This window comes from Bradyrhizobium sp. USDA 3650, from assembly GCF_054057395.1.
The window spans coordinates 1159604-1173199 of record NZ_JBSRZG010000001.1; the positions used below are offsets into that span (position 1 = coordinate 1159604).

At 64.9% G+C, this 13596-nt stretch carries 11 protein-coding genes; 2 read left to right on the forward strand and 9 right to left on the reverse strand.

Going from position 1 to position 13596, the window contains the following annotated elements; all coding sequences use genetic code 11:
• Positions 1–11: 11 nt before the first annotated feature.
• The 8 genes from ACVIN2_RS05775 to ACVIN2_RS05810 form a co-directional block, all read right to left on the reverse strand.
• A complete protein-coding gene (locus tag ACVIN2_RS05775; protein WP_007592445.1) occupies positions 12–467 on the reverse strand; it encodes a MarR family winged helix-turn-helix transcriptional regulator in 456 nt (151 codons plus the stop codon).
• Between the two features lie 14 nt (positions 468–481).
• Positions 482–1186, reverse strand: a complete 705-nt coding sequence (locus ACVIN2_RS05780; protein ID WP_027569464.1) for an ABC transporter ATP-binding protein — start codon at positions 1184–1186, stop codon at positions 482–484.
• A complete protein-coding gene (locus ACVIN2_RS05785; protein ID WP_456764836.1) occupies positions 1183–1974 on the reverse strand; it encodes an ABC transporter ATP-binding protein in 792 nt (263 codons plus the stop codon). The genes ACVIN2_RS05780 and ACVIN2_RS05785 overlap by 4 nt, the downstream gene beginning before the upstream one ends.
• The gene (locus tag ACVIN2_RS05790) at positions 1971–3860 is read right to left on the reverse strand and encodes an ABC transporter permease (RefSeq protein WP_247360681.1); all 1890 of its coding nucleotides are present in this window, start codon (positions 3858–3860) and stop codon (positions 1971–1973) included. The genes ACVIN2_RS05785 and ACVIN2_RS05790 overlap by 4 nt, the downstream gene beginning before the upstream one ends.
• A 152-nt stretch (positions 3861–4012) precedes the next feature.
• Positions 4013–5215 (reverse strand): ABC transporter substrate-binding protein, encoded by a 1203-nt coding sequence (locus tag ACVIN2_RS05795; RefSeq protein ID WP_456764837.1) that lies wholly within the window; start codon positions 5213–5215, stop codon positions 4013–4015.
• A 25-nt stretch (positions 5216–5240) separates the two neighbouring features.
• Positions 5241–5825: an amino acid synthesis family protein gene (locus ACVIN2_RS05800; RefSeq protein WP_456764838.1), complete on the reverse strand. Its 585-nt coding sequence runs from the start codon at positions 5823–5825 to the stop codon at positions 5241–5243.
• Between the two features lie 27 nt (positions 5826–5852).
• Positions 5853–6752 carry a UPF0280 family protein gene (locus tag ACVIN2_RS05805; RefSeq protein WP_456764839.1) on the reverse strand — a complete coding sequence of 300 codons (900 nt, stop codon included), beginning with the start codon at positions 6750–6752 and terminating at the stop codon, positions 5853–5855.
• Complete coding sequence (locus tag ACVIN2_RS05810) at positions 6749–8206, reverse strand: 6-hydroxynicotinate reductase (RefSeq protein WP_456764840.1); 1458 nt, start codon at positions 8204–8206, stop codon at positions 6749–6751. The genes ACVIN2_RS05805 and ACVIN2_RS05810 overlap by 4 nt, the downstream gene beginning before the upstream one ends.
• A 282-nt stretch (positions 8207–8488) precedes the next feature.
• Here ACVIN2_RS05810 and ACVIN2_RS05815 point away from each other — a divergent pair, with 282 nt between their 5' ends.
• Together ACVIN2_RS05815 and ACVIN2_RS05820 are read left to right on the forward strand one after the other, a co-directional pair.
• A complete protein-coding gene (locus ACVIN2_RS05815; protein WP_456764841.1) occupies positions 8489–8971 on the forward strand; it encodes a (2Fe-2S)-binding protein in 483 nt (160 codons plus the stop codon).
• On the forward strand, positions 8971–12501 hold the full coding sequence (locus ACVIN2_RS05820; protein WP_456764842.1) for a molybdopterin cofactor-binding domain-containing protein: 3531 nt from the start codon (positions 8971–8973) through the stop codon (positions 12499–12501). The genes ACVIN2_RS05815 and ACVIN2_RS05820 overlap by 1 nt, the downstream gene beginning before the upstream one ends.
• Positions 12502–12504: 3 nt before the next feature.
• On the opposite strand, the gene ACVIN2_RS05825 is transcribed toward ACVIN2_RS05820, so the two are convergent.
• Positions 12505–13467, reverse strand: coding sequence for a catechol 2,3-dioxygenase (locus ACVIN2_RS05825; RefSeq protein WP_275167413.1), 963 nt, complete (start codon positions 13465–13467; stop codon positions 12505–12507).
• Positions 13468–13596 lie beyond the last annotated feature (129 nt).

Genomic DNA, 13596 nt, shown 5'->3' on the forward strand with positions numbered 1-13596 from the left:
TTAGTCGCGCCTCACCGCAGCTTGTTCAACAGCGCCATCAGCATCTCGCGCTCCTTTGCCTCGAGCGGCGCCAGCGTCTCCCTTGTGATCGCGAGCGCATTCGGCGCGACCTTTTCCGCCAGCTGCTGGCCCGCGCGCGTCAGGCTGACCAGAAGCCGCCGTCCGTCCTCGGGATCCTGGCTGGTCTCGGTCAGGCCGCGCGCCGTCAAGCGATCGATCACGCCCTTGATGGTCGCCACATCCATCGCCGTCAGGCGCCCGAGTTGGTTCTGCGAGCATGGCCCGGCCTCGGCGAGCTTCGACAGCGCCGCCCATTGCGTCGGCGTGATATTGGTGCCGATCTCGCGAGAGAAGATCGCGCTGTGGCGTTGCCAGACCTGGCGAAGGATGAAACCAACCTGCTCGTCGAGCACGTAAGGCGGCTTTGCCGGTTTGACGCTTTTCTTCGCCGCGACGCTTCTCGCCATCCGCTCCCCGCCCCCTACAACGATAAATGCGCGTCGCGGATATCCGGACGCGCGTCGAGCTCGGCCATGGTGCCGCCGAAACAGATGCGGCCGCGCTCGATGATATAGGCGCGATCGGAAATCAGCCGCGCAAAATGCAGATTCTGCTCGGAGACGACGATGCTGACGCCCTCCTTCTTCATGGTCAGGATGGCATCGACCATCTGCTCCACGATCTTCGGCGACAGGCCCTCCGAGGGCTCGTCCAGCAACACCAGCGACGGATTGCCCATCAGCGTGCGCGCGATGGTGAGCATCTGCTGCTCGCCGCCGCTCATGCGGCCGCCCGGGCGATTTTTCATCTCGCCGAGGTTAGGGAACAGCGAAAACAGCTTGTCGCGGGTCCAGTGCGGCGCGTTCGGGCGCTTCGGCTGACGGCCGACCTCCAGATTTTCTTCCACCGTCAGATCGGTGAAGATACGCCGCTCCTCCGGCACGTAACCAAGCCCATCCCGCACGATCTCATGTGTCGGACGCGCCGAGACATCCTTGCCTTCGAACATGATCCGCCCCGAGCGCTGCGCGACGAGGCCGACGATCGAGCGGAACGTCGTCGACTTGCCGGCGCCATTGCGGCCGAGCAACGCCACGACTTCCCCCTCGCCGACCTCGAAGCCGATGTCGAACAAGATATGCGCCGGGCCGTAATGACTATTGAGATCTTGCACGGTGAGCTTCATACCGATGCTCCCTCGCGATGCCCGGCATCGTAGAGGAGACCCTCGCCGAGGTAGACCGCCTGCACCTGCGGATTGCCGCGGACCTCGGCCGGCGAGCCCTCGGCGATCAGCGTGCCGCGGTTGAGCACGATGATGCGGTCGGCGTGCTCGAACACCACGTCCATGTCGTGCTCGGTGAAGAGAACGCCGATCGATTTTTCCCGGGCGATCTGCGCGGTCAGCCGCATCAAATCGACGCGCTCGCGCGGCGCCATGCCGGCGGTTGGCTCGTCCATCAGCAGCAGCTTTGGCTGGTTGGCGAGCGCGACGGCGAGCTCGAGCCGCTTGAGATCGCCATAGGCAAGCTCGCCACAGGGGCGATCGGCATAGCCGCCCATGCCGACCAGCTCGAGCAGGCGCCCGGCCTCACCGCGGTCGAAGTTCGGCGCCGAGCCCCAGAAATTGTACAATTGCTTGCCGTGCGAGATCAGCGCGACCTGCACATTCTCGCGCACCGTCATAGTCGCGAAGGTCGCGGTGATCTGGAAGGTTCGGCCCACGCCCATCCGCCAGATTTCGCGCGGCTTCCTGCCGGTTGTGTCCTGGCCGAGCAGGCGGACGTGGCCGCTATCGGGCCTGTTCTGGCCGTTGAGCATGTCGAAACAGGTGCTCTTGCCCGCGCCGTTCGGTCCGATCAGCGCCAGGATTTCGCCTGATCGCACCGAGAACGAGACGCCGCGCACGGCGTGGACGCCGCCATAGGATTTGGTCAGGCTTTCGACCGCGAGAAGTGGTGGGGCGACGCTCATTCGGCGGACTCGATCGGCTTGGCAAGCAAGGGTGACCCCGGCGGCGATGCCTTCCTGCGGCGCTGCGCAAGCATCTCCAGCATGCCGACGATGCCCTTGGGGAAGACGACGACGATGAGAACGATGAAGCCGCCGAGCACGAGCTTTGACAGGTCGGTCTGGCTGACCAGCCAGATGTTCAGGGCCTTGTAGACGATGGCACCGATCACTGCGCCCGACACCGTCTCGACGCCGCCGAGCAGCACCATGACGAGCGCATCGACCGAGAGCGAGATGCCGAGATTGTCCGGGAAGACGCTGCCCTTGAGGTAGGCGAACAGCGCGCCGCCGATGCCCGCGGTCGTGCCCGCGATCACGAAGGCCGTCCACTGGATGCGCTTGGCGTTGATGCCGACCGCTTCGCTGCGCAACAGCGAGTCGCGCGTCGCCCTCAGCGCATAACCGAACGGCGAGAACACCATGGCCCGCAACGCGATCGTCACGAGCGCCGCGACGCCGAGCGACAGCCAATAGAAATGCGATGGGCTCGCCGCCCAGCTCGCCGGCCAGACGCCCAGGATGCCGTTGTCGCCGCCGGTGACGCTCACCCACTGGAACGCGATGGACCAGACGATCTGCGCGAAGGCGAGCGTCAGCATCGCAAAATAGACGCCGGAGAGCTGTACCGCAAAGAAGCCGAACACGGCAGCGCCCATGCAGCCGAGCAGCGGACCGAGCAACAGGCAGACGATCATCGGCAGTCCCGCCATCTTGGCGAGGAAAGCGACGCCGTAGGCGCCGAGGCCGAAATAGGCGGCGTGGCCAAAGGACGCGAGCCCGCCTACCGACATCAGGAAGTGCAGGCTGACGGCGAAGATCACGGAGATCGCGATCTCCGAGCCGACGGTCAGCGCATAATTGCCGGCGAACAGCGGCAGCGTCGCGGCGATGACGAGCGCTGCAAGCGCAGCCAGCCGCTCGTTCGACGTCAGCGGCCGCCAGGGATTGACCGTGAGACCCGGCGTCTTGCGCGCGGGGGCCTCGGGCCTGCCGAACAGGCCCCAGGGCCGCACGATCAGCACTGCCGCCATCACCAGGAAGACCAGGATGATGGAGATTTTTGGAAAGATCAGGATGCCGAAGGCGTTGAGCTCGGAGACCAGCACCGCCGCGACGAAAGCGCCGATGATGCTGCCGAGGCCGCCGATCACCACGACGACGAAAACCTCGACGATGATGCGCAGATCCATCGCGTGATGCACGGCATCGCGCGGGATCTGGAGCGCACCGCCGAGAGCGGCGAGGAAAACGCCGACCGCGAACACGCTCGTAAACAGCCATTTCTGGTTGACGCCGAGCGCCGCGACCATGTCGCGGTCCTGCGTCGCTGCGCGTACCAGCACGCCCCAGCGCGTGCGCTGGAACAAGAGCCAGAGAATGCCGAGCACGACCGGGCTGAGCACGATCAGGAACAAATCATAGCTCGGGATGTTCTGGCCGAAGAAGTCGATCGCCCCCTTGAACCCGGGTGCACGGCGCCCCACGAGATCGTCTGGGCCCCAGATCAGGACGACGAGGTCCTCGACCATCAAGGTCAGGCCGAAGGTCGCAAGCAGCTGGAACAGCTCGGGCGCGTGATAGATGCGCCGGAGCAGCACCATCTCGACAATGACACCGATCACTGCCACGGCAAGCGCTGCGATGACGATCCCGCCCCAGAAGCCGAACGTCCCCGATAGGCGCTCGGTGAGCGTGAAGGCGATATAGGCACCGATCATGTAGAAGGCGCCGTGCGCGAAATTCACGATCCGCGTCACGCCAAAGATGATCGACAGGCCCGACGCCACCAGGAACAGCGACGCTGCACTGGCGAGACCGGTCAGAAACTGTACGACGTAAAAGGCCATCGGCGGTCCGGGTTAAGCATAAATCTCAGTATTGGGCTTCATCCTTCGAGACGGCGCTACGCGCCTCCTCAGGATGAGGTCCGGGGACCTCATGGTGAGGAGCGCGGCGGCACCGCGCGTCTCGAACCACGAGGCCCCGGTCTCTCCCTGCATCAATCCTTCGGACGCAGCTTTTCGACTTCGGCATCACTTGGCAGATAATCCGCGCCCTTCTTGTAGGACGAGTCCACCATGACGCCCTTGCCGTCCTTCAGCGCGGTCTTGCCGACATAGGCACCGAGCGTCGACTGGTGATCGATCTTGCGGAAGGTGATCTCACCCAGCGGCGACGGCATCGACAGTCCTTCCGCCGCGCTGATCAGCTTCTCCGGATCGGTCGAATTGGCCTTCGCCAGGATCGCCGCCGCCGACTTGATGGTCTGGTAGCCGACGATCGAGCCGAGGCGCGGATAGTCGTTGTACTTGGCCTGATAGGCCTTCAGGAACGCGTCGTGCTCGGGCGTCTTGATCGAATACCAGGGATAGCCCGTGACGATCCAACCCTCAGGCGTCTCCTCCTTGAGCGGGTCGAGATATTCGGGCTCGCCGGTGAGGAACGAGACGACCTCGCGTCCCTTGAACAGGCCGCGGGTGTTGCCTTCACGCACGAGCTTGACGAGATCCGCGCCGAAGGTGACGTTGAGGATCGCTTCGGGATTGGCCGCGGCAACCGCCTGCACCACCGGACCCGCGTCGATCTTGCCCTGCGGCGGCCACTGCTCATCGACCCACTGGATGTCGGGCCGCTTCTCCGACATCAGCTTCTTGAATACGGCGACCGCCGACTGGCCGTATTCATAGTTCGGCGCGATCGTCGCCCAACGCTTTGCCGGCAGCTTGCTGGCAGCTTCCACCAGCATCGCCGCCTGCATGTAGTTAGAAGGACGCAGTCGGAAGGTGTACTTGTTACCCTTGGACCAGGTGATGGCGTCCGTCAGCGGCTCGGCCGCCAGGAAGAACACCTTCTTCTGGTTGGCGAAGTCGCTGACCGCAAGACCGATGTTCGACAGGAACGTACCCGTCAGCATCGCCACGCCTTCGCTCGACACCAGCTCGTTGGCCGCGGTCTGCGCATCCGCCGGCTTGCCGCCGTCGTCCTTGGAGACGACGACCAGCTTCTTGCCGTTGATGCCGCCGGCCGCATTGATCTCTTCAACCGCGAGCTGCCAGCCCTTGCGATAGGGCTCCGTGAACGCCGGCAGCAACGAATAACTGTTGATCTCACCGATCTTGATGTCTTCCGCCAGGGCCGAATGAGCCATGCCGCTTGCCAACAGCGCGAACGCCGCGCCGGCGAAATAGTTCTTTGCTCGCATCCCAACCTCCACTTTTCTGAAAAGATTAACGCAGTCCGTCTTCGCCCTTGATCTCCGCAACGGTCAGCCCGCCGACGCGCGGCAGCGGACGGCCGCTGTCGGTAACGGCGACCGCGACCATGATCTCGTTGGCGCGCGGCGCGTCGTTGATCTGCACTTCCATGCCGTCGAAATGACTGCGCACGAAGGCTGCATCCTTGTGGCCCAGCGGAATGTCCAGCGTCGTGCCGGGTCCACTGCGCTTCTTCGACGACGGGATCAACGCAGCGCCCTTGCTCAGCACTTTACGGACCGGCGCGCCCATTTTCGGGTGAAGGATGGCGGCGGCATGCTCCAGCTCGCCGTTCTCGCCGACGGCCGCGGCCTTGCCATAGCTCTGCGCCTTGGACCCGTCGATGCCAAGCGCCGCCACCGCGCGCTTCGAGAGCAGCTCGCCAAGCTCCTCGCCGATCGCGATCAGCGGCGAGAGATCCTCGACATATTTTCCAGCAAACGGGTTCTCGATCACGGCGATTGCCGCCGCACGCCGTGTCGGCGGCGAGACCTGGCGGCCCATCTCCATCTGCGTCTCTTCGACGACGGTGACGATCTTGCGGATGATCGCGCTCATGATTGTTTCCTCAAGCCGCTTCCCTGTTCAGGCATGAACCGCGATTTCCGGCACAAGCGGGCGCGATCGTTGCCGTTCAATATCCTTGGTCCCGATGACAAGCATATCACCACAAAGCTGCAACACGGCACCCTCGATCAATCCGCGATCGAATAATTGCCGTGCACATTCCGCGCCAGATTCGAGCGCGGTGGTGATCTCGTTCTGCGACAATCCACCAACGTTGCGGGTCACGAGCCGTGCGCCAAGATCGCTGTCGGGCTGAAGCTCGCACGCAGGCTTTCGGATCATGGCGGGATGCCCCGGCAGATCGACGGCATTCGCAATGATCGTCGCGGCGGCATCGGCTTGCGACGCTGTTCCGGCCAGCACGGTCACCGCATCGGCAATCCCGAGGGAAAAGCTGCGACCGTGCCGTCCACTGGTCGCGATGCCGCGCATGGGATCATCCGCGTCCACCCTGATTGTCCGCATCACGCCGTCGCGATCGGGCCGGTCCATCAGGCCGACCGAAAAATGCTCGCCCTCGCCGAGATGCAGGGCGATGTCGCCGCCATTGTTGACATAGGCTCGATCGAGCGCCGCTGCATTCAGCATTGCGCCGAGAATCTCCTCCGCCACACTGCCGGCAACTGCTGCCATCGGTGTAATGAAATCATCAGCGGCATATGGCGCGACCGCAGCGTGCATGCGGCGTGCCACGACGCCGACCAGCGACGTCCGCCTCGGCTCAGCCGCCGCCCGCAGCCCGGGCAGTTCCGCGCAGAGCTCGTCGAGCAGCCCTGTGAAGCGCCGCGTCGCCGCCTCATAGGCCGCACGCACTGCGTCGGCAGTCCCCTTCGCCTCGACGACCAAATCAATCGGTCCATCCTGCAAATGCAGCCGCCGGCCATCAGACAGCAACGCGATTTGCGGGAGCCTTGTCATGCCCGAGGCCCCGGAATCGGGTTCTGCCAGGGCAATTGGCGGACATCGTCGCCGCGCTGAACTTCGGCGAGCGGCTTCACATAATCCATGTGCCCGCCGAGCGCCGCATAGTCCGACAGCTTCATTGTGAATTCGATCGGGGCGACCAGCGCGGGCGTCGGCACGTAACCGAATGCCCCCGCAGGCATCTGCGTCACGTCGACCATGTAGGTGATGCCGCCGCCCGGCCAGACGTAAACAGGTGCGCCGCCACTGGTGACGCGCGTCAGCGCGTCCTTCACCGAGCGCGTCAGCCGCACCGGATTGTCGGTCACGCCCGCCCGCAAGGAACCACCGGCGCCGGCCATGAACAGCACCGTACACAGCGCCGGCTCGCAATTCTCCTGAATGCGCTCGACCGAAAACTTGAGGTCATCCGGCATCTCGGTCTCGACCGGCTTCAAGGCTTCGTCGAGCACGTAATAGGACGAATGCTCGCCCGTCGTGGAGACCATTAGCATCGAGAGGCCAGGCCTGGCCTCCTTCGCGTCGAATGGTCCCAGGATTGCGAGCGGATCGGAGATATTGGTGCCGCCCCAACCCGTGCCGGGATCGGCGACCTGGAAATAGCGGCCGGGCGTCGAGCGGCGCCCTTTCATCTTGATGCCGGTGTCGGCGATATCGAGCAGCTTCCCGGCCTGGTGCTCCGAGAGCACGCCGGTGATATGGTCGTCGACCACGACGACCTCGTCGACCTTGCCGTGCCATTGCTTGGCGAACATGCCGATCGTCGCCGAGCCGCAGCCGACGCGCATGCGCTCTTCTTTCATGCCGTTGACGATCGGCGGCTGGCCGCCCTGCACCACCACGCTCGCGCCGCCGTCGATGGTGAGCTCGACCGCCTTGCAATTTGCGAGGTCCATCAGCGTATCGCAGGTGACGCGGCCTTCCTTCTTGGAGCCGCCGGTCAGATGATGCACGCCGCCGAGCGACAGCATCTGCGAACCGTATTCGCTGGTGGTGACGTGACCGACCGCCTCGCCTTGTGCACGGACGGTCGCGGTCTCCGGCCCGAGATAGCGGTCGGTGTCGATCTTCACCTTGATGCCGCAATAGGAGAAGATGCCCTCGGTGACGACAGTCACCATGTCGACGCCGTCGACCTCCGCCGAGACGATGAACGGCGCCGGCTTGTAGTCGGGATAGGTCGTCCCCGCGCCGATCGCCGTTACAAAGGTGGAAGGCTCGTGGACGATCTTGCCGTCCCAATCTTCGGTGCGGCTGAACGGAACGAGCTTGCCGCCATGCGACACGGTGCGCTCCAGGATCACATGCGGATCGACGCGGACGAGCTTGCCCTCGTGATTGGCATAGCGGTCGCAGGCGCCCGCCGCGCCCGGCTTGATGTAGCACATCACCGGACACGCATCGCAGCGGATCTTGTCGATGGCGGCGCTCGTAGGTTCAGTCACCATGTCAAAGCCAGCCGACAGTGCAGTTATCATTTGTACACGAACGATGTTGCGCGCCCTCCCGATGACTGTCAAGCGGCGGTGCGGCGCAAAACATACGCCTGCCGCATAAAACCTCATTTGCCTATCCGCCCTGTCCACAAAGAAGGCATTCGCGCTGCACTGCGGCATGCACCGCTTGCACGTTTGTGTACAAACGGTATCGTCGCAACGTAGATTTTGAGCGGACTTGGAATTTCGCGAAGCTTTGGCCGCGGCGCTCAACGAGTCGATTTGGGAACGAGGATGACGCAGACACCGATCCGCATCACCGTGAACGGCAGGATCCACGAGATCACTGCGGCGCGAGACACGCCGCTGCTCTACGTGCTGCGCAACGATCTCGCGCTCAACGGTCCGAAATACGGTTGCGGCCTCGGTGAATGCGGCACCTGCACTGTCTTGATCGATGGCGCGGCGGCGCGCTCCTGCGTGATTCCGATCAGCGGCTGCGCCGGCCGCGACATCGTGACGCTCGAAGGGCTCGGCACCCGCGACAAGCCAGATGTGGTGCAGCAGGCCTTCATCGACGAACAGGCCGCGCAATGCGGCTATTGCCTCAACGGCATGATCATGACCACCAAAGCGCTGCTTGCGATCAACCCCCAGCCCACCGAACAGGAGGCGCTGGCGGCGCTACGTTACAATCTCTGTCGCTGCGGCACGCATATCGAAATCCTGCGCGCCGTGATGCGTGCGTCTGGCCAGCTCGCCGAGGCCGGTGATTGATGGCCTCCCCGCATCCGAACGGAGCTGAGCTGCAATCCGGCTCGCTCGTCGTCGTCCGCACCGTGGACGAGTGCACATCCGAGACCTTCGTCCGCATCACCGCGGACGGTTCGGTCACAGCCTACAATGGTCATGTCGATCTCGGCACCGGCATCCGCACGGCGCTGGGCCAGATCGTGGCCGAGGAGTTGGATGTGTCCTTTGCCCGCGTCGTCGTGGTGCTCGGCGACACCGCAACGGTGCCGAACCAGGGCGCCACGATCGCGAGCGAGACCATCCAGATCACCGCCGTTCCCCTGCGCAAAGCCGCCGCGCAGGCGCGACACTTCCTGATCGCACGTGCGGCCGAGCGCCTGGAGCTGCCGGTAGCCGATCTCAGGATCGAAGACGGCCTTGTGCGCGGGCACGACAATCGCAGCGTCAGCTATGGCGAGTTGATCGGCGGGGAGACCATTCGTATCGAGCTTGCCGACGAGGTCGCCGTCAAGCCCGTCGGCGATTACGCCATTGTCGGCCAGTCGATGCCCCGCGTCGACCTGCCGGCCAAGGCCACGGGCGAGCTGACCTTCGTGCACGACATCCGTATCCCCGGCATGCTGCACGGCCGCGTGGTACGTCCGCCCTATGCCGGCGTCGACGCCGGCATGTTCGTCGGTACCAGCCTGATTTCGATCGACGAATCCTCTGTGCGCGACATTCCCGGCATCATAGCCGTCGTGCGCATCGGCGATTTCGTCGGAATCGTCGCGGAGCGCGAGGAGAACGCGATCCGCGCGGCGGAGCAGCTTGCGGTGAGCTGGCGACCGACGCCTGAACTGACGGATCTCGCCGACGTCGAGACGGCGCTGCGTGCCAATCCATCGACGCCGCGCACCCTGATCGACAAAGGCGACGTCGATGCGGCCATTGCCGGCGCGGCCAAGCCGATGCAGCGCACTTACGTCTGGCCCTATCAGATGCATGCCTCGATCGGCCCGTCCTGCGCGGTCGCCGACTTCCAGGACGGCAACATCCGCGTCTGGTCGGGCACGCAAAATCCGCACCTGCTGCGCGCAGACCTGTCGCTGCTGATCGAGCGTCCCGAGAGCGAGATCGAGGTCATCAGGTTGGAGGCCGCCGGCTGCTACGGCCGCAACTGCGCCGACGATGTCACGGCGGACGCGCTGTTGCTCTCGCGCGCGGTCGGCCGGCCCGTGCGCGTGCAGCTGACGCGCGAACAGGAGCACGCCTGGGAGCCCAAAGGCGCCGCGCAGCTCATCGACGTCAATGGCGGCCTGGACGCGGCGGGCGACGTCGCCGCCTACGATCTCGCCACGCGCTATCCGTCGAATGCCGCGCCGACGTTGGCGCTGTTGCTGACGGGGCGAATATCGCCGAAGCCGGACGTCCTCCAGATGGGCGACCGCACCGCAATCCCGCCTTACGATTACGACCACATGCGCGTCGTCGCGCACGACATGGCGCCGATCGTGCGCGCGTCCTGGTTTCGCGGCGTCTCGGCCCTGCCGAACACCTTTGCGCATGAATCCTATATCGACGAGGCCGCGACAGAAGCTGGCGTCGATCCGATCGAATATCGCCTGCGTTACCTTAGGGATCAGCGCGCCGTCGATCTCGTCCATGCGGTCGCCGAGCGCGCGGGCTGGACGCCGCGGCCGGTGCGACAAGAGAAAGACGGTGAGATCGTGCATGGGCGCGGCTTTGCCTATGCGCTCTACGTCCACAGCAAGTTTCCCGGCTATGGCGCGGCGTGGTCGGCCTGGGTCACCGACGTTGCCGTGAACAAGGCGACCGGCGACGTCAGCGTGACGCGCGTGGTCGCCGGGCAGGACTCCGGATTGATGATCAACCCGGACGGCGTGCGCCACCAGATCCACGGCAACGTCATCCAGTCCACCAGCCGCGCGCTGATGGAGGAGGTCTCGTTCGAGCGCGGCGCAGTCGTGGCGCGGGAATGGGGCGCCTACCCGATCATCCCCTTCCCTGACGTGCCCAAGATCGACGTGTTGTTGCTGCCGCGGCCGGACCAGCCGCCGCTCGGCGTCGGCGAATCCGCCTCGGTCCCAAGCGCGGCTGCGATTGCCAACGCCATCTTCGACGCCACCGGCGTGCGCTTTCGCGAGCCGCCGTTCACGCCTGAGCGTATCCTCAACGGGCTGCACGGCAGCGCCCCAGCCACGCCGCAGGCGCTGCCAGCTTCGGCTACGCCACAGCCATCCCGCATCTGGGAAAATCCCTTCGCCAAACGCGCCGGCGTCTTCGCGACGATCGCGGCCGTCTGCACCGCGGCGATCGGTATCGGTGCGGCCCTTTTGCCTGGCCGCGCCATCGCGCCGATCACCCGACCCGATCCATCGGTCTATTCCGCGGCGACGATCGCGCGCGGCGCACAGCTTTCGGCGCTCGGCAATTGCGCGGAGTGCCACACTACAATCGGCAGTGCGCTCAACGCCGGCGGCCGCGCGTTGGAGACGCCGTTCGGCACGATCTACGCAACCAACATCACGCCCGACGTCGAGACCGGTATCGGCGCCTGGTCCTATCCCGCATTCGAGCGCGCGATGCGCGACGGGCTGCATCGCGACGGACGGCAGCTCTATCCCGCCTTCCCCTACACGCATTTTGCGAAGACTGGCGATGCCGACATGCAGGCGCTTTACGCCTACCTAATGGCGCAGCCGGCGGTGCGCGCGACGCAGGCTGCGAATACGCTCGCCTTCCCGTTCAATCTCCGCCCGCTACTTGCCGGATGGAATGCGCTGTTCCACCAGACGCGCGAGTTCAAGCCTGATCCCGCCAAATCCGAGGTCTGGAATCGCGGCGCTTATCTCGTCGAAGGTCTCGGCCATTGCAGCGCCTGCCATTCGCCGCGCAACGCGCTCGGCGCCGAGCAGCGTGGCGCCCATCTCGCCGGCGGCTTTGCCGAGGGCTGGGAGGCGCCGCCGCTGACCTCACTCTCGCACGCGCCGATCCCATGGAGCGAGGACGAGCTTTTCGCCTATTTGCGCACGGGCCACTCGCGATATCATGGCGTTGCCGCCGGGCCGATGGCGCCTGTTGTCAGGGACCTCGCGGCCCTGCCCGACCAGGACATCCGCGCCATGGCGGTCTATCTCAACTCGTTCAATGACACCGCGACCGACGCGAAAGCGCAGGATGCGATCGCTCTGAAGCTAGAAGCTTCAACGCAAGTCACGATGGCGCCCTCCACCGGCGCGCGGCTCTATCAGGGCGCCTGCGCCGCCTGCCACGAGATCGGCGGCCTGCCGCTGTTCGGCAGCCGCCCCTCGCTGGCACTCAACAGCAATCTGCACAGCGCCACATCGGACAATCTCGTGCAAGTCATCCTGCACGGCATCGCCGAACCGGTGTCGAGCGATCTCGGCTACATGCCGGCGTTCAAGAACAGCATGAGCGATGCGCAGGTCGAGGAACTGGTCACCTTCCTGCGCAGGCAGTTCGCGCCGGACAGGCCGGCATGGACCGGCGTGAAGGAGACGATCGCGCGTGTGAGAGCCGCCGCCAACTGAGCGCTACTTCTTGTGCTCCACCGGCGGCGTGCCGTGCGTATGAAACGATTCGATCGTCTTCAGGCCCCACGCCTGCCCCTTCTTGCGCTCCTCTTCCGTCCACACGATCGGCTTCCAGTCGGGCGCGAGGATGAGGCGCGCGCCGGCATTGGCGACTTCGACGCGATTGCCGCCGGGCTCGTAAACGTAGAGGAAGAAGGTCTGCTGGATCGCGTGCTTGTGCGGGCCGGTCTCGATGTGGATGCCGTTCTCCAGGAAGATGTCGGCGGCGCGCAAGATCTCTTCGCGGCTGTCGAGCGCGTAGGTGACGTGGTGGAAGCGGCCGGGCGTGCCGGAATGGTCGAGCGAATAGGCGAAATCGTAGCTCTTGTTCGACATCGTCAGCCACATCGCCGCTTCGCGGCCGTCGTTGAGCACGATCTGCTCGGTGAGGCGGCAGCCGAGATAGTTCTCGAAGAACTCGCGGTTGGCCTTGATGTCGACGGCGAGGCAATTGAGGTGGTCGAGGCGGCGGACATTGACGCCGCGCGCGGGAAAGCGCTGCGCCTGGTTCTTCAGCGCCGGCTTCAGCTCGGGCGGCGCCTGATACCATTCGGTCTCGTAATAGAGCTCGACGATGTGTCCATCGGGATCGCGACAGCGGAAGGTCGGCCCCTGCCCCATGTCGCCGTCGATCCAGCCGATGTCGAAGCCGGACCCTTTCAGCGCCGCGACGCGGCGCTCCAGCGCCTGCTGGCTGCGCGCGCGCAGCGCCATGTGCTCCATGCCCGACGTCTTCGACGCCGTCAGTTTGAGCGAATAGCGCTCATAGTCGTCCCAGCCGCGCAAATAGACCGACTCGCCCTTTTGCCCGCTGACGGTCATGCCCATGACGTCGACGAAGAATTTCAGGCTCTCGTCCGGCTTTGGCGTCAAGAGCTCCATGTGGCCCAGATGAGCGAGATCGAGGATCGGTTCGGGCTGCATGGCGTCCTCCAAGACGGGGCTTGCGATCCGCTGGACCGGATCCTCGCGATCCGGCGCAGGCGGCAATCCGCTCACGAACCGGTGGGCGGCACCGAGGCGGCCGGTTCATTTGTACTAATGTACAAATGA

What these genes read in the sequence shown, in the direction of transcription:
- ACVIN2_RS05775 (WP_007592445.1), bottom strand. Translation starts at nt 467, where the DNA reads ATGGCGAGAAGCGTCGCGGCGAAGAAAAGCGTCAAACCGGCAAAGCCG.
- ACVIN2_RS05780 (WP_027569464.1), bottom strand. Translation starts at nt 1,186, where the DNA reads ATGAAGCTCACCGTGCAAGATCTCAATAGTCATTACGGCCCGGCGCAT.
- ACVIN2_RS05785 (WP_456764836.1), bottom strand. Translation starts at nt 1,974, where the DNA reads ATGAGCGTCGCCCCACCACTTCTCGCGGTCGAAAGCCTGACCAAATCC.
- ACVIN2_RS05790 (WP_247360681.1), bottom strand. Translation starts at nt 3,860, where the DNA reads ATGGCCTTTTACGTCGTACAGTTTCTGACCGGTCTCGCCAGTGCAGCG.
- ACVIN2_RS05795 (WP_456764837.1), bottom strand. Translation starts at nt 5,215, where the DNA reads ATGCGAGCAAAGAACTATTTCGCCGGCGCGGCGTTCGCGCTGTTGGCA.
- ACVIN2_RS05800 (WP_456764838.1), bottom strand. Translation starts at nt 5,825, where the DNA reads ATGAGCGCGATCATCCGCAAGATCGTCACCGTCGTCGAAGAGACGCAG.
- ACVIN2_RS05805 (WP_456764839.1), bottom strand. Translation starts at nt 6,752, where the DNA reads ATGACAAGGCTCCCGCAAATCGCGTTGCTGTCTGATGGCCGGCGGCTG.
- ACVIN2_RS05810 (WP_456764840.1), bottom strand. Translation starts at nt 8,206, where the DNA reads ATGGTGACTGAACCTACGAGCGCCGCCATCGACAAGATCCGCTGCGAT.
- ACVIN2_RS05815 (WP_456764841.1), top strand. Translation starts at nt 8,489, where the DNA reads ATGACGCAGACACCGATCCGCATCACCGTGAACGGCAGGATCCACGAG.
- ACVIN2_RS05820 (WP_456764842.1), top strand. Translation starts at nt 8,971, where the DNA reads ATGGCCTCCCCGCATCCGAACGGAGCTGAGCTGCAATCCGGCTCGCTC.
- ACVIN2_RS05825 (WP_275167413.1), bottom strand. Translation starts at nt 13,467, where the DNA reads ATGCAGCCCGAACCGATCCTCGATCTCGCTCATCTGGGCCACATGGAG.